The following is a 19,058-nucleotide window of genomic DNA, read 5'->3' as shown; positions in this document are numbered from 1 at the left end:
CGCCGCGACGTCGATACGGTACGTCGCATGAGCGACCAGTGGACTCCCGGACATGACGGCCGCCCCCGCCCGACGCCGACGGCCGAGGAGGCGATGCTGCTGTCGCCAGCCCAACGCGACCGCGTCGTCACGCCCGACGGCGTGCCCCTCGCGCCGTGGTGGCGTCGACTCATCGCCTACTGGATCGACGGCTTCCTGCTCTCGGTGGCCGTGCAGGCGCTGCTGCTGCCGCTGCAGGCGCTCGCGCCCGGCTCGTGGTTCGGCTCCATCCCCCGCACGAGCCTCGACACCGTGTTCGACACCGACCTCGGCAGCTGGCGCTACGTCGCGCTGTCGATCGCCGCGACCCTCGTGCTGGGCGCCGTGTACTCGATCCTCATGGTCAGCAGGCTGGGCTGGACCCTCGGCAAGCGCATCCTCGGCATCCGCGTACGGCATCGCGAACGCGAGCGCCTCGCGACGCCATCGGAGGCGATCGCGCGCTGGGCGGTGCAGCTCGCGCCGGCCGCGCTCTCGACCGCGGGACCGTTCGGCGCCGTCGCCGGCCTGTGGGTCACGATCGACGGGCTGCGCCCGCTCATCTGGAACGACCGCCGACAGGCGTTCCACGACTCGGCGGCGGGCACGAGCGTCGTCATGGCGTAGCCGTACCCGGCATGGAGTGACGCTGAGCGGCGTCGCGAGGGAGGATCGCCCTCGGCGGTCTGCTCAGCGTCACGTCGTGCCCGGCCGCCAGGCAGCACCGCGCGCCGCGCCGCCGTACGATCGAAGGCATGAGCGAGCAGTCCCGGGAGCCCGGTTGGTACCAGGATCCGTTCGGCACCGGCCCCGAGGATCGCCGCTACTGGGATGGCGACACGTGGCTCGCCGTGCAGCAGACGCAGCCCGCGGCGTTCCAGGCGCCGGGTGCGCCGCAGCAGCCGCAGCCCGTGCAGCCCGAGCCGCAGCCGGGCTACGGCTCGACCCCGTCCGACCAGCAGGACGGCTGGCCCGACCAGCCCCGCGGCTTCGGCTGGGGGCAGCCCGCGTCGCCCGACGACCGCATCCGCACGCCCGACGGCGTCGAGCTCGCGACGTGGGGCCGACGCTTCGGCGCGTACGTCGTCGACTGGATCGTCATCCAGCTCACGACGCTCGTGATCGCGGGCGCGCTCGGCCTCATCACCGCAGCCGACGAGGCGTTCGCGCCGCTCTTCGCGGCCGGCGCCGAGACGGATCCGGCGGCGGCGAGCGCCGCGGTCGACGAGGCCTACGTCGGCTTCCTGACGCAGCACTCGGGCGAGCTCATCGCGCTCTCGTTCCTCACCCTCGCGGCCAGCGGCGCGTACCACGTGGTGCTCGTCGCGCTGCGGGGCCGCACGCTCGGCAAGCGCCTCATGGGCATCCGCGTGCGGCTGCGCGACGCCGAGGGCCTGCCGATCTGGCGCGCCGCCCTGTCGCGCTGGCTGCTGCACTACGCGGTGCCCAACCTGCTCGCGGGCGTGCCCGGGCTCGGGCTGCTCGCCGGCGTCTTCCCCATCGTCGACGGCCTGTGGCCGCTGTGGGATGCGCGCCGCCAGGCGATCCACGACAAGCTGGCGAAGACCGCCGTCGTGCGCGGCTGACCCGTGGTGGTCGCAGCCGCGATCGGCGGCATCGTGCTGCTGGGCTCGACGACCCAGCGGGTCGCGGGCATCGGCTTCGGCCTCGTCGCCTCGCCGATGCTCATGCTGCTGCTCGGGCCGCTGCAGGGCGTCGTCGTGGCGAACGTCTTCGGCCTCGGCACCGCGGTCGTGGCCTACCTCGGGGTCATCAAGCAGGTGGAGTACAGGCGGATCCTGCCGATCGCGGCCGCCGCGGTCGTCGCGATCGTGCCGGGCGCGCTGCTCGCCCGGTCGCTCGCGGGCCCGCACCTGTCGATCCTCGCCGGCTGCCTCGTGCTCATCGCCCTGTCGATCAGCGTCGCCGCGCGGCGCATCCGCGGCCTCGACCGGTGGCCGGGGCTCGTCGCCGCCGGTGCTGCGGGTGGCGTCATGAACGTGCTCGCCGGCGTCGGCGGGCCGGCCGTCACGGCCTACGCGATCGCGGCGCGCTGGGAGCACAAGGCGTTCGTCACGAGCATGCAGGGCTACCTCGTGATCGTCTGCATCGCCTCGCTCGTCATGCGCGGCGAGCTGCCGTCGCTCACCCTCCCCGAGTGGATCGTGGCCCTCGCGGCGCTCGGCGTCGGCGCGGTCGTCGGCTCGTATGCCGCGAAGCGCATCGACCCGCGCGCGGGCCGCATCGCGTGCATCACGGTCGCGACGCTCGGCGGCGTCGCGGTGATCGTGACGGGCGTCATCCAGCTCGCGACGGCGTAGCCGGTCGGGCGTCTGGTCCCTATCCTCGGGCCATGGTCAGCGCCGTCTCCCACACGTCCATCGACTCCGCGAACGCGTACGCGCAGTCCGAATGGTGGAAGCAGGTGCTCGGGTACGTCGACGTCGAGGGCGACCCGAACGAGCCCGGCCACGAGGAGTGCATGATCCTCTCGGCCGACGGCTCGCACCGGTTGCTGTTCATCGAGGTGCCCGAAGGCAAGACGGTGAAGAACCGCATCCACCTCGACCTGCGGCCCACGGATCGCACGCGCGACGAGGAGGTCGAGCGGCTGCTCGCCATCGGCGCCACCCAGCTGGCCGACCGCCGCACGGCGACGGGCGGATGGGTGACGCTCGCCGATCCCGAGGGCAACGAGCTGTGCGTGCTGCGCTCGCAGGCGGAGCTCGACGCCGGCACGCGGTAGCCGCCGCGCGCCCTGCTGCGGGCTGCTACCGCGGCGGCGAGATGTGCATCCAGTAGAACGACTGCGTGCCGAACGTCAGCGAGAAGCGTCCGTCGTCGGCGATCGTCGGGAACTGGCCGCCGCCGAAGAGGTCGTGCAGCTCGGAGCCCGACCAGTCGGGCGCGTCGATCGTCACGTGCACCGGGTTGTGGCTGAACGAGAAGACGCACAGCACGTGCTCCTCCTTCGGCCCGTGGTACGTGCCGTCGCCGGCATACGAGCGCACGAAGGCCAGCACCGACTCGTTGTCGGTCTCGAGCACGCGGATCGACCCGAGCCCGAACACGGGGTGCTGCCTGCGGGTGTGGAGCACGGCGCGCATCCAGTTGAGCAGGCTCGACGCCTGCGCCATCTGCGCCTCCACGTTCACCGACGTGTAGTGGTAGACGAGCGACTGCACGACCGGCAGGAAGAGCTTGCCGGGGTCGGCGGTCGAGAAGCCGGCGTTGCGATCGGGCGACCACTGCATCGGCGTGCGGCTCGCGTCGCGATCGTCGAGCCAGATGTTGTCGCCCATCCCGATCTCGTCGCCGTAGTACAGGAACGGCGACCCGGGCAGCGACAGCAGCAGCGCGTTCGCGAGCTCGAGCTCGGCGCGCGAGTTGTCGAGCAGCGACGCGAGCCGGCGGCGGATGCCCACGTTCGACCGCATCCGCGGGTCGTACGCGTACCAGCCGTACATCGCCTGCCGGTACTCCTCGCTCACCATCTCGAGCGTCAGCTCGTCGTGGTTGCGCAGGAACACGCCCCACGCGGATCCCGGCGGCACCTCCACCTGCTCCGACAGCACGCGCTTCAGCTCCGCGGCGTTCTGCGCGCGCAGGCTGTAGAAGATGCGCGGCATCGTCGGGAAGTCGAACGCCATGTGGCACTCGGGCTCCTCGGCGGTGCCGAAGTACTCGGCCGTCTCGGCCGGCCACTGGTTGGCCTCGGCGATGAGCACCCGGCCCGGGTACTCGTGGTCGATCATCGCGCGCAGGTCGCGCACGAACTGGTGCGTCGCCGGCTCGGACTCGCCGTTGCCCTCCTCCGACTCGTACAGGTACGGGATCGCGTCGAGGCGGATGCCGTCGACGCCGATGTCGAGCCAGAAGCGCAGGATGTCTCGCACCGCCTCGTGCACCTTCGGGTTCTCGAAGTTCAGGTCGGGCTGGTGCGAGAAGAAGCGGTGCCAGTAGAACTGCCTGCGCTGGCTGTCGAACGCCCAGTTCGACGTCTCGGTGTCGACGAAGATGATGCGCACGTTCGGGTAGCCCTCATCCGTGTCGCGCCACACGTAGAAGTCGCCGAACTCGCCCTCGGGATCCTCGCGGGAGGCGAGGAACCACGGATGCTGGTCGGACGTGTGGTTGATCGGCAGGTCGATCATGATGCGCATGTTGCGCGCATGCGCCTCGGAGACGAAGTGCTTGAAGTCGTCGATCGTGCCGTACTCGGGCAGCACCGCCTCGTAGTCGGAGACGTCGTAGCCGCCGTCCTTGAGCGGCGACTGGAAGAACGGCGGCACCCAGATGCCGTCGATGCCGAGCCACTGCAAGTAGTCGAGCTTCGACGTGAGCCCCTGGAAGTCGCCGAACCCGTCGCCGTTCGAGTCGACGAACGAGCGCACCATGACCTCGTAGAACACCGACTTGCGGTGCCAGTCGGGGTCGAGCTGCAAGCCGGGCACATGGCTCGCGCCGATCACGGGGATGGGTGCGGTGAACGACATGCGCGGTCCTCTCGCTCGGCTCATGCTCGCGCGGGCGCCGCCGCCTCGCGGTCGGAGCGCGTCGACCCAGCCAAGCACTCGCGGGCGCTCGGGGCCAGAGGATGCGGGGGCTTGCGCGCGGCGGTGGTCGTGGCGCATGGGGCGGCTTCGGTGACTGGTCGCAGTTGCCCCGGACTGGTCACGGTTCGCGTTCGACTGGTCGCAGTTGCACCGGACTGGTCACGGTTCGCGTTCGACTGGTCGCAGTTGCACCGAAACTGCGACCACTGTGGTGCAAGTGCGACCAGTCCCAACTTCGGGACGGCGACTGGTCACTCGTTGCGTCGAGTGGTCACTCGTTGCGTCGAGTGATCACTCGTTGGATCGAGTGGTCACCATTCGGGCCCACGAGTGACCGATCACCCCCACGAGCGACCAGTCAGCAGCCGACGCCGAGCGACGGACGCGGTCAGGACGCCGGCGCGGACGGCACCGCCCGCTGCGCTCCCGGCTCGAGCCGCGGGGCGAGGACCACGACCACGAGGCCGGCCACCACGAGCACCGCGAGTCCCGCACGCAGGTCGACCGCATCCGACAGTCCGCCGATGAGCGGGCTCGTGCCGAGGAAGCCGAGGCGCATGAGCCAGCTCACGACCGTGACGCCGGCGCCCTCGCTCAGGCCCGGGATCGATCCGGCGGCCGAGAACGCGCTCGGCACGAGCGTCGCGCATCCGTATCCGGCGAGCACGAAGCCGGCCATGAGCAGCGCGGGCTCCGACGCGAGCACGATCGCGACGCCGCCGAGCGCCACGAGCGCGCCGCCGATGCGCGCGACCGTGCCGCGGCCGAGGCGGTGGATGAGCAGGTCGCCCGTGAAGCGGCCCACGCACTGGCTCGCGATGACGACCGTGAACGCGATGCCCGCGACCGAGGCGTCGAGGCCCGCGAGCTGCACGCCCGAGAGCGCGGCCCAGTTGTTGGCGACGTCTTCGACGACCGTGCCGGCGATCGCGATGACGACGATCGGCAGCGCGATCACGGCGACGCGGCGCCAGCGCGCGAGGCCGTGCACGCCGGCGTCCTCCTCGACGGGCGCCTCGGGCACGGGACCGACGAGCCAGCCGGCGAGGCCGACGAGGCCCACGCAGACGACGCCGGTGACCGCGAGGTGGATGCGCAGGTCGCCACCCGAGGCCGCGACGGCGGTCGAGATGGCGCCGGAGCCGGCGGCGCCGAGGCTCCACAGCGCGTGCAGCGACCCGAGGATCGGCCTGCCGGCCCGCTGCTGCACGCGCAGGGCGGCGACGTTCTGCGCGACGTCGACGATCGCATCCGTGAACCCGACGGCGAGGATGCACGCTGCGAGCATGACGCCGGTCGTCGACCAGCCGGCGGCGGCGACCGCGAGCGCGACGAGCACGGTGCCGAGCACGGCGACGCGGCGAGCGCCGAAGCGGCGGATGAGCGGCGCGGGCAGCGCCGACGACACGACGGCGCCGAGAGCGAAGCAGGCGACGACGAGGCCGAACTGCAGGCCGCCGAGTCCGAGCCGGTCGGCGAGCTGCGGGTACCAGGGCAGCAGCGCGGCGAAGATCGCGCCGTTCGTCGCGAACATGAGGCCGGAGCCGGCGATGGGTCGGAGCGTCGATCGGATGGCCACGGATGCACGCTAGGGGCCAGACTGATCGCATGCAACGATCGGAACGGCAGCGTTCGATCATCCGAGCCGTCGAGTCGGGGCGGCGGACGATCGACGACCTCTGCACGCTCACGGGCGCGTCCGCCATCACGGTGCGCCGGGACCTCGCCGAGCTCGCCGAGGTCGGCGCGCTCGCTCGCGTGCGCGGCGGCGCCGAGCCGGTCGCGCATCGCGGCTCGGGGTTCCCGTTCTCGCTGCGCGCGGGCGAGCACGGCGACGACAAGGCCGCCCTCGCCGCGGCCGCAGCCGCGCTCGTGCCCGACGACGCCTCGGTGCTCGTCGACAACGGCACCACGGCCGTCGCCGTCGCCCGCGCGCTCGCGGGGCGACGCATCCGCGCGCTCGCGCTCTCGCTGCACGCCGCCGCGGCTCTCGGCGCTCGACCCGGCGCCGAGGTGCGCGTGCCCGGCGGCACGATCGTGCACGACGACCTGTCGTTCGCGGGCGTCGGCGCGCTGCAGGCCGTGCGCGAGACGCGGTTCGACGTGGCGATCCTCGGCGCGTGCGCCGCATCGCCCGAGTCGGGCCTCACGGTCGCGGGCTGGGACGACGCGCAGGTGAAGCGCGAGGCCATCGCCGCCTCGCGCCGCGTCGTGCTGGTCGTGACGCCCGACAAGCTCGCGCGCACGTCGGCGCACCGGTTCGCGACGTTCGCCGACGTGGATGCGGTCGTGACGACGGATGCGGTGCCCGCCGACGTGCTGCACGCGATCCGGGCCCTGAGGCCCGAGGTCGTGCTGGTGCCGTCGGCCTGAGCCTGCCTTCGGGACTGGTCACGATTGGCGCGTGACTGGTCGCAGTTGCACCGAAACCGTGACCAATGTGGTGCAACTGCGACCAGTCCCGGCGCATGTGTGACCAGTCGCGCGCATCTGCGACCAGTCCCGATCCACCGTGACCAGTCCGGCTCACGGTGGTCACTCGTTGTGGGGAATGGTCGCTCGTTGGACCGAATCGTGACCAGTCAGTCGCAACGAGTGACCAGTCGCCACAACGAGTGACCAGTCACCGCAAGAAGTGACCAATCACCGCAACCAGTGACCGATCACCGCAAGAAGTGGCCGATCAGAGACCACCGAGGACTCACGCCGGCGCCGTCGACCCCCGCACCACGAGCTCGGGCTCGATGAGCTCGTGCGACGTGTCTCCCGACGGCGCAGCCAGGTCGGCGACGAGCCAGTCGACGATGCGCTCGCCGTGCTCGCGCGGGTCCTGCCGCACCGTCGTCAGGTCGAACGCCGCCGCGTACGCGTGGTCGTCGACGCCCACGACCGAGAGGTCCAGCGGCACGCGCAGCCCCAGCGACCGGGCGGCGAGCAGCACGCCCATCGCGATCTCGTCGGTCGCGGCGAACACCGCTCGAGGCCGGTCGGGCGACCGCAGCATCGACAGCGCGTGCGCGTACGACGCCTCGGCGGTCGGGTCGTGCAGCAGCGTCGGCGCCGGCTGCAGCCCGGCGGCGCGCATCGCGCGCTGGTAGCCGCGCTCGCGCAGCCGCTCGGCCGCGAACAGCGACTCGTCGAGCACCGTCGACCCGCCCACGTGCACGATGCGCCGGTGCCCGAGCGACAGCAGGTGCTCGGTGGCGAGCGTGCCGACGCGCTCGTCGTCGAGGCACCACGAACGCACGCCCGCCGCCCCGTCCCCGAGCGCGACGGCGGGGATGCCGATGGAGGCGAGCCGCGACACCTCGCGGTGCGTGAGCGCGAACGTGGTCGAGATGAGCGCGTCGATGTGGTGCCGCTGCCGGAAGCGCTCGAAGACGCGCTCGCGCATCTCGGCGCCGCGACCGAGGTCGTAGAGCACGACGTCGAGGTCGTGCGACAGCGCCGCCTCGGCGATGCCCCGCAGCAGCGTCGACACGTACCAGGTGTCGATCGCAGGAGCGAGCACGCCGAGCGCGCCCGTGCGGCCCGTCGCGAGCGAGACGGCGGCCGGCGACGCGCGGAAGTCGAGCGCGGCCGCGGCCTGCAGCACCCGCTGGCGCGTCGCATCCGCCACGGATCCGCGACCGGAGAGCGCCCGGGATGCGGTGGCCTTCGAGACGCCCGCGAGCCTCGCGACGTCGTCGATGACGGCCATGGCGCCCCCTCGCGCATCCGGTCCCTGAGCCACGACCGGTCAGCCGCAACCGGTTCCAATGAGTATCACGGAAGCACAACGAACCGAAAGCGAAAGGCCCGGCTCGTTGCGGCATCCGGGTCCAACGGTTACCGTCGCAAGTGCTGTGGAACCGGTTCCGGTTCGGGCGAGGGCGCCCCAGCAGACGCCCCGCCTGTCTCCCGTCGTCTGCAGCACTTGCACCAATAGAGACAGGAGTTCCGATGAAGCGCTCCCAGCGCCGCCTGCTCATGCCGCTCGGCATCGCAGGCATCACCGCACTCGCACTCACCGCATGCGTCGGCGACGACGCCGGCAGCGGTGGCGGCGGCAGCGATGGCGAGGCCGCAGACTGCAGCCTCTACGAGGACTACGGCACGTTCGACGGCGCCGAGGTCAACATCTACGGCACGATCCTCGACGCCGAGGCCGACCGACTCAACGAGTCGTGGGCCGACTTCGAGTCGTGCACGGGCATCGACGTCGTCTACGAGGGCTCCGCCGAGTTCGAGGCGCAGATCAACGTGCGCGTGCAGGGCGGCAACCCGCCCGACCTGGCGATCTTCCCCCAGCCCGGCCTCCTCGCCTCCGTGGCGGGCACCGGCTCGCTGCTGCCGGCACCCGAGTCGGTGCAGGCGAACGCGCAGGAGTTCTGGAGCGAGGACTGGCAGAACTACGGCACCGTCGACGGCACGCTCTACGGCGCCCCGCTCATGGCGAGCGTCAAGGGCTTCGTCTGGTACTCGCCGTCGGTCTTCGAGGAGAACGGCTGGGAGATCCCGACCACCCTCGACGAGCTCGACGACCTCACGGCCACGATCGCCGAGTCCACCGACGACACGGGCGTCGTGCCCTGGTGCGTCGGCTTCGGCTCGGGCGAGGCCACCGGCTGGCCCGGCACCGACTGGGTCGAGGACTACGTGCTCCGCACCGCGGGCGCCGACGTCTACGACCAGTGGACGAGCCACGAGATCCCGTTCGACGACCCGCAGATCGTCGACGCCATGGACCGCGTGGGCGACCTCATCCTCAACCCCGACTACGTGAACGGCGGCATCGGCGACGTCTCGACGATCGCCACCACCGACTTCGGCGAGGCGGGCCTGCCCGTGCTCGACGGCACGTGCGCCATGCACCACCAGGCCTCGTTCTACGAGGGCTTCTGGAGCGACGACAACTCGGTGCCCGTCGCCGAGGACGGCGACGTCTGGGCATTCCTGCTGCCGAGCGAGGACGGCTCGAACACCGTCACCGGCGGTGGCGAGTTCGTGGGCGCCTTCTCGGACGCCGAGGAGGTCGTGGCCGTGCAGACGTACCTGTCGAGCGACCTGTGGGCCAACAACCGCGTCTCCCTCGGTGGCGTGATCTCGGCCAACAACGGCCTCGACCCGGAGAACGCCTCGAGCGCCCTCCTCACGTCGGCCGTCGAGATCCTGCAGGACCCCGACACCACGTTCCGCTTCGACGGCTCGGACATCATGCCGGGCGCCGTCGGCACGGGCACGTTCTGGACCGGGATGGTCAACTGGGTCGGCGGGGAGTCGACCGAGTCCGTGCTCTCGACGATCGAGAGCAGCTGGCCGTAGCCAGAGGCTGACACCGCGATCGGGGGTCGTGCGCGAGCACGGCCCCCGATCCATACCCGGGAGGTGACCCATGACCACCATGGATCTCGTCGGCAAGCTGCTCCAGGCCGTGTTCGGCCTCGGCGGCTTCGCCCTGCTCGTCGTGGTGCTGCTGCTCGTCCTCGACCGCGAGGCCACGGCCCTGCGCAGCATCATCGGCCGCATCGTCGCGGCCGCCGTCGTGCTCGTCGCGACGCTCGCCAGCCAGCTCGGACTCCTCGACGGAGTCGGCTGGCTCACCGATCAGGTGCGCACCGCCATCCTGCTGATCGGATGGCCGCTCACCGCATCCCTGCTCATCGGCCTGCTGCTCGAGCTCGCACCCGAGCGGATGCGGCGCTCCGGCCGCCTGGCCGCCCACGTGCTCGCCGCAGCCGCGGTCGTCGTCGGGGCACTCGTCATCGAAGGCGCTGGCGAGACCACGATCGGCGCCTGGCCGTGGGCCGCCGCGCTCACGATCTCGATCGTGGCCGTGCTCGGCTTCACCGCATCCCGAGACGACGACTCGAAGCCGATGCTCGTCTTCCTCGTGCCCGCGGTGGCGCTGCTCACCCTCGGCCTCATCTACCCCGCGCTGCGCACGGCGCTGCTCGCGTTCACGAACGCGCAGGGCGAGTTCAACGGACTCGACAACTTCGTGTGGATGTTCACGCAGGGCACGGCGCTCGTCACGCTGGCGAACACCGTCGTGTGGGTCGTGCTCGTGCCGCTCGTGTCGACGATCGTGGGCCTCGCCTACGCCGTCTTCATCGACAAGAGCGCGGGCGAGAAGGTCTTCAAGATGCTCGTCTTCCTGCCGATGGCCATCTCGTTCGTCGGCGCAGGCATCATCTGGAAGTTCATGTACGCCTACCGCGGTCCGCAGCAGGACCAGATCGGCCTCATCAACCAGATCCTCGTGCTCTTCGGCGGCGACCCGCAGCAGATCCTGCAGAACTCGCCCACGAACACGCTCGCGCTCATCATCGTGATGATCTGGATCCAGACGGGCTTCGCGATGACGGTGCTGTCGGCCGCGATCAAGGGCGTGCCGACCGAGCAGATCGAGGCAGCCAGCCTCGACGGCGCCAGCCCCTGGCAGCGGTTCACGAACGTGACCGTGCCCGGCATCCGCTCGTCGATCGTGGTCGTCGTCACGACGATCTCGATCGCGACGCTCAAGGTGTTCGACATCGTCCGCACCATGACGGGCGGCAACTTCGACACCTCCGTGGTGGCCAACGAGATGTACACGCAGGCGTTCCGCGCCGGCGAGCCCGGGCGCGGTGCCGCGCTCGCGCTCATCCTGTTCGTGCTCGTGCTGCCGATCGTGCTCTACAACGTGCGCATCCTGCGCCAGCAGAGGGAGATCCGATGACCTCCACCGCCATCACGCCCGATCCCGAGATCCGCGACGTCGACGACGCGCTGAACACGGCTCCTCGCTCGCGCGCGGACCGTGTGAAGCAGCGGCTCACGAGCCCGTGGGCGACGCTCGTCGCCATCGTCATCGCCGTGCTGTGGACCATCCCCACGTTCGGCCTGCTGCTGTCGTCGTTCCGACCGGGCGACGACATCCGCACCTCCGGCTGGTGGACGTTCTTCACGAACCCGCAGCTGACGCTCCAGAACTACCAGGAGGTGCTGCTCTCGGGCTCGGCGTCGTCGCCGCAGCTCGGCGAGTACTTCGTGAACTCGCTCATCGTGGCGATCCCGGGCACGATCTTCCCGCTCGTGCTCGCCTCGCTCGCGGCGTACGCGTTCGCATGGGTGAAGTTCAAGGGCTCGGGCACGCTGTTCGTCATCATCTTCGCGCTGCAGATCGTGCCGCTGCAGATGGCGCTCATCCCGCTGCTGCAGATGTTCGTGACGTTCCTGCAGCCCTTCCAGGAGGGGCTGGCGGATGCGCTGCCGTTCATCTCGGAGCGGCAGTACGCGCCGATCTGGGTCGCGCACACGATCTTCGCGCTGCCGCTGGCGATCTTCCTGCTGCACAACTTCATCTCGGAGATCCCGAGCGAGGTCGTGGAGGCCGCGCGCGTGGATGGTGCGGGGCACGGGCAGATCTTCTTCCGCATCATCCTGCCGCTCGCGATGCCGGCGATCGCGTCGTTCGCGATCTTCCAGTTCCTGTGGGTGTGGAACGACCTGCTCGTGGCGTTGGTGTTCTCGTCTGGCACACCCGATACCGCGCCATTGACGCAACGATTGGCCGAGCTCGCGGGCTCGCGCGGCGAGAACTGGGACCGCCTCACCGCAGGCGCGTTCGTGTCGCTCATCGTGCCGCTCATCGTGTTCTTCGGCCTGCAACGGTTCTTCGTGCGCGGCCTGCTCGCAGGCTCGGCGAAGGGATAGGGGTCGCCGCCGCGGCGTTCGCGTTGCGGTTCGCGCAGGAGGGGGTCGCCCGGCGGGCGGCCCCCTTCCGCGTGCCTGGTACATGTCAGCGGTCGCCGCGAATATCGTGGGGTGATGCTGCCCGATCGTCCACTCCCAGGCGTCTTGGACCTTCCATCGGAGCGAAAGGCTCGCGGCGCGTTCTTCACCCCGGTTTCAGTGACCCGGCACCTCGCAGAGTGGGCACTCGTCGATGCGTCGGATCGTGTCTTGGAGCCATCTGCTGGAGAGGCAGCGTTTCTTGCTGCAGCGGTCGACCGGCTGAAGGAACTGGGCGCCGACAAACCACTCGTCGACGGCGTCGAGATACATGGTCCGAGTGCTGAGTCAGCCCGCCTCATCGTTGGCGAGGCCGGCGGGGAAGCGGCCATTCGTGTCAGTGACTTCTTTCTGGTGGAAGCGCAGGCTCGCTTCGACGCGGTGATCGGCAACCCCCCGTTCATCCGCTACCAGGATTGGACAGGGGATCAGCGAGACCGCGCGCGTTTCGCAGCTCTGGATCAAGGCGTCGCTCTCACTGGCCTCGCCTCGAGCTGGGCAGCGTTCGTCGTGCACGCCGCAGGCTTTTTGAAGCCTGGCGGTCGCCTTGGACTCGTGCTTCCGGCAGAGCTCCTGAGCGTCAACTACGCCGCTCCCGTAAGACGCTTTCTCTTGGAGAGGTTTGCGCACGTCGAACTAGTGGTGTTCGACGAGCAGATCTTTTCCGATGCGGAGGCGGACACCGTGCTGGTCAAGGCATCAGGCTGGGGTCTCCGTGGTACCGGTGCTGCAACGCTTCGGCAGACTCGCAACGCTGAGTCGCTCAGCAGTCTCGACGTGGGGACATCCTGGCTCCCGCTCGACACGGGTGACCGCTGGCCCGCACTCCAGCTCTCAGACACAACACTGCGAGCGGTCGGCAACGCCCGAGGCGACGGCAGCTTCACACCGCTGAGCACCTGGGGAGAAACGTCTCTGGGCGCCGTGACTGGGGGCAATCGATTCTTTGCGCTCTCGCCTGAACGCGTGCGAGAACTCGCCATACCTCGCCGCGACCTACTGCGCGTAAGCCCTCCCGGCAGTACCCATCTCCGCTCACTGGCACTGACACGTGATGCAATCTCCCGCCTTGGACGAAACGGCGAGTCGACCTGGCTTCTGTACCCAAGTAGCAACCCAGCCAAAGCGACAATGGAGTACATCGCACAAGGCCACGCCACCGGCGTCGACCAGGCGTACAAGTGCCGCGTGCGCTCACCATGGTGGCGCGTACCGGTACTTGCTGCCCCTGACCTCTTCCTGACCTACATGAATGCCGCCACCGTGCAACTGGCGACCAATGAGGTCGAAGCGCGACATCTCAACAGCGTTCATGGCGTGTACTTGAAGCCCGAAGTACGCGACCTGGGACGAGAGTTGCTCTCCGTTGCAGCACTGAACTCCTTCACGACGCTGTCCGCTGAGTCCGTGGGACGGTCGTATGGAGGCGGCATTCTGAAGATGGAACCTCGTGAAGCAGACGGCTGGATGGTGCCGTCACCGGAAGCGATCAGTACACGGCGTGACGACCTGCTCGCTATCCGGCCGACCGTCCGGCGCCTGCTTCAGCAAAAGAAGCTGAACCAAGCTGTTCGCCTTGTCGACTCGGTTCTGCTCTCTGCGATGACATCGTCTGAGCTCGAGTCAGTTCGCAACGATCAGGCGAAGCTTGCCGATCGCCGGGTAGCCCGCGGTCGCAGCGGGAGAAAGTTGAGACGTCAACCATGAAGAAGGACTCCTTCTCTCCCTTCGACGACGCTCTCGCGGCGGCTGATCTGGGCGATCCCTGGACTCATGGTCGGGGCCAGCCGCCGACGTATGCGCCCGACTACCAACTGCTCGCCAGGCTGCTGACGATCCCGGTCGCTGCTGGAAAGGGCTGGGAGACAGGAGCGCTTGCAAACGGCGTCGACTCTTGGCTGTCCCACGAGCTCCGGCGCTCCAGATTCGGCGTCGACGAGGTGTGGCCGCGTCCCACCCGTCCGCGAGTCCTTCCCCGAGACATCGCGCTACTCCTCGAGAGGTTGCCCAAGGGCCTAGCGGACGACGTGAGAGCGCGAGTGGCCAACATGGCTGCAATTGCGCCGACCGATGCCCACATTCTGGGTCGCGCCTACGAAAAGCAGGTCGACGTCGCCATCGCGCGCTGGGATCGGGGGCCAGAACTCCTCCTCAGCACGAAGACCCAGATCTCCTCATTCGGCAAGAACCTCAGCAACCGTTTCGAGGAAGCGTACGGCGACGCGGGCAACCTCCGCGGTCGACACCCGCTCGCCGCCGTGGGCTTCTTCTTCGTCCAGCGAGCCACCATCCTGAGAGATGAACCGGAGGCCTTCGAGCGCACCATCGACATGATGCGAAAGCTTCGCGCTACCGATGCATCCAATGGATACACGGCCACCGGCCTCGCTCTCATCGATTGGCACACGAGTGACGGCGAGGTCGTCGTCGAGCTGGATGCCGTGCCGGAGGATGTTCGGCCTGAGCAGTTCATGACCAAGATGGTGACCCGCGTCCTCGAAGGGACCGCAGTGTCGCAGCATGTGGCGGTGCGCAGTCTCATCGAGCGTCGGAACATCCCAGTTCGCGAAGAAGACACTTTGGTGTAGTCACCGCGGCGTTCGCGTTGCGGTGACCGTTGGAGGGGGTCGCCCGGTGGGCGGCCCCCTTCCGCGTGCAGGCGGGGGCTGTGGAGAACGCGTCCGTCCACATTCGGAGCTCTCTGGACCCGTCGGAGTCGGGGCTCGCTCGTACCTTCGCCGCGGCACGAGGGAGGCCCCATGCGACAGCGACGAGCGCGCACCGAGACGACGCACATCCATCACGACCGACGGCGGCGGCGCTGGCCGCGCCTCGCAGCAGCACTGGCGGGCGTGCCCGTGGCCGTCGCGCTCGGGCTCGGCCCCGCGGCGGCGTGGGGCGCGGAGGCGAGCACGCGGCCGCACGCGATCCCTGGTCCGGCCACGACGACGCTGCCGGGCACGCTGCTCGAGGGCGGCTTCACCGACGAGGGCGCGACGACGCTCTTCGCGTACGCCGCGGCGGGCGACGAGATCGTGGCGCGCATCGCCTCGACGGCCCGGACGCCTGCGGGTGCGCGGGTGGTCGTGACGGATCCGACGGGTGCGGTCGTGCACGACGACGCCGTGCCGGTGCCGATCGCCGGCACGCACGTGGGCGGCGCGTGGATCGCTGCGGTCGAGGGCGTCTGGACCATCGCGGTCGTCGACCCGTTCGTGGGCACGGGCGGCGAGGCGTCGCTCGCGTGGGACGTGGGCGTCGTGCGCGGCGGCGCGTCGATCCCTGGACGCGTGTGGACGGAGTCGCTCGCGATCCACACGCCCGAGCAGACGACGCTCGAGCTCTTCGCCGCGGCGCCCGACGGGGCGCTCTACCGCGTGACGCTCGACGGCTACGACGGCGTCGACTCCACGCTGCGCGTCAACGACGTGGGCAACGCCGCCGTCGGCACGTGCGAGCCCGCGCTGCGCTCGGTGCCCATGCCGCACTCGCCCGAGGCGGGAGGCGCCGGGGCCGCGTGGTGGCAGCCGACCGACGCGCAGTGCGAGGGGCTCACCGACTTCCGCCTCTTCCTCGACCCTCCGGCCGCCGACCTGCCGGCGTCCACGACGGCGTGGGCCGACGGCCGCACCGACGACACGTGGCTCGCCGCCTCCTACGTGGCGCCCTCGATCGCCGAGCTCGGGTTCGCGCGCGAGACGTTCGCGTCGAACGCAGGCGTGCTCTCGGGTTCGCTGCTGGGGCAGCCGGGCGTCGTGCGCGTGGAGGTCGACGCCGACGGCGACGGCGCGTACGACGGGCCGCTCGACGTCGTCGACGAGGTCGCCGTGCTCGAGCCGGGGCCGTTCTCGTGGCGATGGGATGGGCTCGACGCGTCGGGTGCCGCCGTGCCGGTGACGGCGACGGGCGTGACGATGCGGGCGACGATGGCGCAGGTGTCGCCGGTGCACGTCGTGCGCATCGACGCCGAGACGAGCGCGGGCGGCATCGAGGTCGAGGCGCTCACCGGGCCAGCGCCGGGCGTCGCGACGCTGCACTGGGATGACACGGCGCTCGAGGCGTCGAGCGCCGCTCGCTGGACGCGCCCCGCGGCGCTCATCGGCAGCGATCCCGCGACGACGTCGGCCGGCGGCGTGCACGGGTGGGATGCGGGCGGCGAGCATCCGAACCAGAACGACGGGCGCACGGGATCATGGGGCGACCTGCGGGCGATCGACGACTGGGCGTTCATCGAGGACCACGCCGAGGCGGCCGTGGCGCTCGCCGCGCTGCCCGACCTGCGCATCGACAAGCGCGTCGACGCCGAGCTGCTCGCCGCCGACGACGGCAGTGCCGCGACGGTGACGTGGACGATCGACGTCGGCAACCTCGGCCCGGTCGAGGCGACCGAGGTCACGGTCGTCGACGACTACCCCGCCGAGCTCGACCTCGCGACGGTGCGCGTCGTGGGCGGACCGTCGCAGGGCGCGTTCGACGCCGCCTCCGGAGTCTGGAGCGTGGGCGCGCTCGCGTCGGGCGCCGTCGCCTCGGTCACGCTGCAGGGCACGGTGTCGACGACGCCGAGCGCCGCGGCGACCGTCGCGAACGCGGCATGGGTCACGAGTCCGCAGACGCCGCCATCGCCCGGCACCTGCACGCCGAACGACGACCTCGTGAGCGACGACGACCGCTGCGACGTCGTCGAGACGCCGCTCGTGCCCGTCGCCGTCGCGTCGCCGCCGGCGACGACGCCGGCGGCCGCGCCCGTGCCGAGCCCCACGCTGCGCCCGATGCGCCCGACCGATCCGCTGCCCGAGACCGGCGCCGCGGTCTCGCCGATCATCGGGGTCGGCGGGGCGCTCGCGCTGCTCGTCGGGCTCGCCGCGCTCGGGATGCGGCGGCGCGCTCGCCGCTCGTGACGTGCGGATGCCCCGGCCGGGTCGGCCGGGGCATCCGTGGTCGATGCGCTCGCGCGGTCAGCGCGAGTACGTGCCGACGACGCGGTTCTGCTCGAGGATCGCGCCCGCGTGGCGGTCGAGGAACGCCTCGCGCGTCGGCTCGCCGCCGATGGGCTCCGACAGGGCGTAGACCCACGCGTAGTAGCGATGGGTGCCGTGGCCGACCGGCGGCTGCGGGCCGTACCAGCCGGGCTCGCCCGCGCTCGTCGGCGCGGCTCGGCCGAGCGACGGGTCGATCGCGCCGTCGATGGCGGGCAGGCCGTAGACGACCCAGTGGGTGAAGCCGCGCGCCATCGGCGCATCGGGGTCGTGCACGACGAGCGCGAGCTCGACGGCGTCCTTCGGCACGCCGGCGACGACGAAGCGGGGCGCCTCGTTGCCGCCCTCCTTCGCGAGCCGGTCGGGCATGCGCCCGTCGGCCTCGTAGTCCTCGGTCGAGATGGTCAGGTCGGCGACGTGCGGTCCCATGGGCATCCTCTCCGTCGCGCGAGCAGCGCGACTCCCTCCATGCTGTCGCTCGCCGTCGACGGATGCAGCGGGTTGCGCTGGGAGCGTGGCCGCGTCACGGCGCGCTCTGCGAGGATCGGAGGCGTCGCATCCCCGCATCCGCTCGCCGACCTTCGGCGCGGATCGCCCACGCCCACGGCAAGGAGCCACGCAATGCAGCGCACCAGGATCGGCACGAGCGGCCTCGACGTCTCGCAGATCACCCTCGGGTGCATGAGCTTCGGCGAGCCCGACGCCGGCAACCACGGCTGGACGCTGCCCGAGGAGGAGTCGCGCGGCTTCATCCAGCGGGCGCTCGAGCTGGGCTTCACGTCGTTCGACACCGCCAACGCCTACTCGGCGGGCCGGTCGGAGGAGATCGTCGGCAAGGCGCTCGCCGACTTCGCGCAGCGCAAGGACGTCGTCATCGCCACGAAGGTCTTCATGCCGATGCGCGACGGCGTCAACGGCCGCGGCCTGTCGCGCGGCCACATCCTCGAGTCCGTGCACGCGAGCCTGCGCCGTCTCGGCACCGACTACATCGACCTGTTCCAGATCCACCGCTTCGACCCGACGGTGCCGATCGAGGAGACGATGCAGACGCTCGACGACCTCGTGCGCTCTGGCAAGGTGCGGTACATCGGCGCCTCGTCGATGTGGGCGTGGCAGTTCGCGAAGCTGCAGCACACCGCCGAGCTGCACGGGTGGACGCGCTTCATCTCCATGCAGGCGCAGTACAACCTGCTGACGCGCGAGGACGAGCGCGAGATGTACCCGTTCTGCCTCGACTCGGGCGTCGGCGCGCTGCCGTGGAGCCCGCTCGCGCGCGGCAAGCTCACGCGCCCGTGGGACGCCGAGTCGACGCGCTTCGCGACCGACGGCCTCGCGCCCTCGCTCTACCACCAGGCGGAGGACTCCGACCGGCGCATCGTGGATGCCGTGCTGGCGATCGCCGCCGAGCGCGAGGTGCGCCCCGCGCAGGTCGCGCTCGCGTGGGTGCTCGCGCAGCCGGTCGTGTCGTCGCCCATCGTGGGTGCGACGAAGATGCAGCACCTCGACGACGCCGTCGCCGCGGCCGAGCTCACGCTCACCGACGACGAGCTGCGCCGCCTCGAGGAGCACTACGTGCCCCACGCGATGGAGGGCTTCGCCTGATCCCGCGCGGCTCCTCGTCGCGCTGACTGGTCACGGCGTGCCCGATGACTGGTCGCAGTTGCACCACACTGGTCGCAGCTTCGGTGCAACTGCGACCAGTCCGCACGAATCTCTGACCAGTCCCGTGCATCTCTGACCAGTCGGACGGACG

Annotated in this window: 16 protein-coding genes; 12 read left to right on the top strand and 4 right to left on the bottom strand. The window is 70.6% G+C overall.

What is annotated here, in order from left to right:
• The first annotated feature begins 27 nt into the window (after nt 1–27).
• The 4 genes from BLQ67_RS09005 to BLQ67_RS08990 all read left to right on the top strand — a co-directional run bounded on the left by BLQ67_RS09005 (nt 28) and on the right by BLQ67_RS08990 (nt 2,764).
• Entirely contained in the window at nt 28–645 is a 618-nt protein-coding gene (locus BLQ67_RS09005; protein ID WP_092504360.1) for an RDD family protein, read from the top strand.
• A gap of 128 nt (nt 646–773) precedes the next feature.
• On the top strand, nt 774–1,604 hold the full coding sequence (locus BLQ67_RS09000) for an RDD family protein (protein WP_092504359.1): 831 nt from the start codon (nt 774–776) through the stop codon (nt 1,602–1,604).
• A gap of 3 nt (nt 1,605–1,607) precedes the next feature.
• A complete protein-coding gene (locus BLQ67_RS08995) occupies nt 1,608–2,339 on the top strand; it encodes a TSUP family transporter (protein ID WP_092504357.1) in 732 nt (243 codons plus the stop codon).
• 32 nt (nt 2,340–2,371) lie between these two features.
• Nucleotides 2,372–2,764 (top strand): VOC family protein, encoded by a 393-nt coding sequence (locus BLQ67_RS08990; protein ID WP_092504355.1) that lies wholly within the window; start codon nt 2,372–2,374, stop codon nt 2,762–2,764.
• A 25-nt stretch (nt 2,765–2,789) separates the two neighbouring features.
• Here the strand turns inward: BLQ67_RS08990 and treS are convergent, their stop codons facing one another.
• Both treS and BLQ67_RS08980 read right to left on the bottom strand, forming a co-directional pair.
• Nucleotides 2,790–4,514: a maltose alpha-D-glucosyltransferase gene (treS, locus tag BLQ67_RS08985; protein ID WP_092504354.1), complete on the bottom strand. Its 1,725-nt coding sequence runs from the start codon at nt 4,512–4,514 to the stop codon at nt 2,790–2,792.
• A gap of 448 nt (nt 4,515–4,962) precedes the next feature.
• Complete coding sequence (locus tag BLQ67_RS08980) at nt 4,963–6,153, bottom strand: MFS transporter (RefSeq protein WP_231945007.1); 1,191 nt, start codon at nt 6,151–6,153, stop codon at nt 4,963–4,965.
• A 29-nt stretch (nt 6,154–6,182) separates the two neighbouring features.
• On the opposite strand from BLQ67_RS08980, the gene BLQ67_RS08975 reads away from it, so the two are divergent.
• Nucleotides 6,183–6,947, top strand: a complete 765-nt coding sequence (locus BLQ67_RS08975; protein ID WP_172802283.1) for a DeoR/GlpR family DNA-binding transcription regulator — start codon at nt 6,183–6,185, stop codon at nt 6,945–6,947.
• Nucleotides 6,948–7,275: 328 nt separating this feature from the next.
• Here BLQ67_RS08975 and BLQ67_RS08970 read toward each other — a convergent pair whose 3' ends face one another.
• On the bottom strand, nt 7,276–8,274 hold the full coding sequence (locus BLQ67_RS08970; protein ID WP_092504350.1) for a LacI family DNA-binding transcriptional regulator: 999 nt from the start codon (nt 8,272–8,274) through the stop codon (nt 7,276–7,278).
• A 242-nt stretch (nt 8,275–8,516) separates the two neighbouring features.
• Between BLQ67_RS08970 and BLQ67_RS08965 the strand changes: the two genes are divergently transcribed.
• From BLQ67_RS08965 to BLQ67_RS08940, 6 genes are all read left to right on the top strand, one after another.
• Nucleotides 8,517–9,878, top strand: coding sequence for an ABC transporter substrate-binding protein (locus BLQ67_RS08965; RefSeq protein WP_092504348.1), 1,362 nt, complete (start codon nt 8,517–8,519; stop codon nt 9,876–9,878).
• A gap of 370 nt (nt 9,879–10,248) precedes the next feature.
• On the top strand, nt 10,249–11,274 hold the full coding sequence (locus BLQ67_RS08960) for a carbohydrate ABC transporter permease (protein WP_092506866.1): 1,026 nt from the start codon (nt 10,249–10,251) through the stop codon (nt 11,272–11,274).
• Nucleotides 11,271–12,251 (top strand): carbohydrate ABC transporter permease, encoded by a 981-nt coding sequence (locus BLQ67_RS08955; protein WP_092504346.1) that lies wholly within the window; start codon nt 11,271–11,273, stop codon nt 12,249–12,251. Before BLQ67_RS08960 ends, BLQ67_RS08955 begins: the two co-directional genes overlap by 4 nt.
• 114 nt (nt 12,252–12,365) lie before the next feature.
• Nucleotides 12,366–14,036, top strand: coding sequence for an N-6 DNA methylase (locus tag BLQ67_RS08950; RefSeq protein WP_092504344.1), 1,671 nt, complete (start codon nt 12,366–12,368; stop codon nt 14,034–14,036).
• The gene (locus BLQ67_RS08945) at nt 14,033–14,917 is read left to right on the top strand and encodes a hypothetical protein (RefSeq protein WP_092504342.1); all 885 of its coding nucleotides are present in this window, start codon (nt 14,033–14,035) and stop codon (nt 14,915–14,917) included. The genes BLQ67_RS08950 and BLQ67_RS08945 overlap by 4 nt, the downstream gene beginning before the upstream one ends.
• A gap of 171 nt (nt 14,918–15,088) precedes the next feature.
• Nucleotides 15,089–17,227, top strand: coding sequence for a DUF11 domain-containing protein (locus BLQ67_RS08940; RefSeq protein ID WP_092504340.1), 2,139 nt, complete (start codon nt 15,089–15,091; stop codon nt 17,225–17,227).
• Between the two features lie 57 nt (nt 17,228–17,284).
• Here BLQ67_RS08940 and BLQ67_RS08935 read toward each other — a convergent pair whose 3' ends face one another.
• On the bottom strand, nt 17,285–17,734 hold the full coding sequence (locus BLQ67_RS08935; RefSeq protein WP_197674589.1) for a YbhB/YbcL family Raf kinase inhibitor-like protein: 450 nt from the start codon (nt 17,732–17,734) through the stop codon (nt 17,285–17,287).
• A 192-nt stretch (nt 17,735–17,926) separates the two neighbouring features.
• Between BLQ67_RS08935 and BLQ67_RS08930 the strand changes: the two genes are divergently transcribed.
• A complete protein-coding gene (locus tag BLQ67_RS08930) occupies nt 17,927–18,907 on the top strand; it encodes an aldo/keto reductase (protein ID WP_092504336.1) in 981 nt (326 codons plus the stop codon).
• The last annotated feature ends 151 nt before the right edge of the window (nt 18,908–19,058 follow it).

The organism is Agrococcus jejuensis, assembly GCF_900099705.1.
Classification (GTDB): domain Bacteria; phylum Actinomycetota; class Actinomycetes; order Actinomycetales; family Microbacteriaceae; genus Agrococcus; species Agrococcus jejuensis.
This window is presented reverse-complemented; position numbering and strand designations above follow the sequence as displayed.

Bases quoted from the DNA above. Each gene is read 5' to 3' on its own strand.
- BLQ67_RS08940 (WP_092504340.1), top strand. From the start codon at position 15,089: ATGCGACAGCGACGAGCGCGCACCGAGACGACGCACATCCATCACGAC.
- BLQ67_RS08975 (WP_172802283.1), top strand. From the start codon at position 6,183: ATGCAACGATCGGAACGGCAGCGTTCGATCATCCGAGCCGTCGAGTCG.
- BLQ67_RS08935 (WP_197674589.1), bottom strand. From the start codon at position 17,734: ATGGGACCGCACGTCGCCGACCTGACCATCTCGACCGAGGACTACGAG.
- BLQ67_RS08950 (WP_092504344.1), top strand. From the start codon at position 12,366: ATGCTGCCCGATCGTCCACTCCCAGGCGTCTTGGACCTTCCATCGGAG.
- BLQ67_RS08945 (WP_092504342.1), top strand. From the start codon at position 14,033: ATGAAGAAGGACTCCTTCTCTCCCTTCGACGACGCTCTCGCGGCGGCT.
- BLQ67_RS09005 (WP_092504360.1), top strand. From the start codon at position 28: ATGAGCGACCAGTGGACTCCCGGACATGACGGCCGCCCCCGCCCGACG.
- BLQ67_RS09000 (WP_092504359.1), top strand. From the start codon at position 774: ATGAGCGAGCAGTCCCGGGAGCCCGGTTGGTACCAGGATCCGTTCGGC.
- BLQ67_RS08965 (WP_092504348.1), top strand. From the start codon at position 8,517: ATGAAGCGCTCCCAGCGCCGCCTGCTCATGCCGCTCGGCATCGCAGGC.
- treS (WP_092504354.1), bottom strand. From the start codon at position 4,514: ATGTCGTTCACCGCACCCATCCCCGTGATCGGCGCGAGCCATGTGCCC.
- BLQ67_RS08970 (WP_092504350.1), bottom strand. From the start codon at position 8,274: ATGGCCGTCATCGACGACGTCGCGAGGCTCGCGGGCGTCTCGAAGGCC.
- BLQ67_RS08960 (WP_092506866.1), top strand. From the start codon at position 10,249: ATGCGGCGCTCCGGCCGCCTGGCCGCCCACGTGCTCGCCGCAGCCGCG.
- BLQ67_RS08955 (WP_092504346.1), top strand. From the start codon at position 11,271: ATGACCTCCACCGCCATCACGCCCGATCCCGAGATCCGCGACGTCGAC.
- BLQ67_RS08930 (WP_092504336.1), top strand. From the start codon at position 17,927: ATGCAGCGCACCAGGATCGGCACGAGCGGCCTCGACGTCTCGCAGATC.
- BLQ67_RS08990 (WP_092504355.1), top strand. From the start codon at position 2,372: ATGGTCAGCGCCGTCTCCCACACGTCCATCGACTCCGCGAACGCGTAC.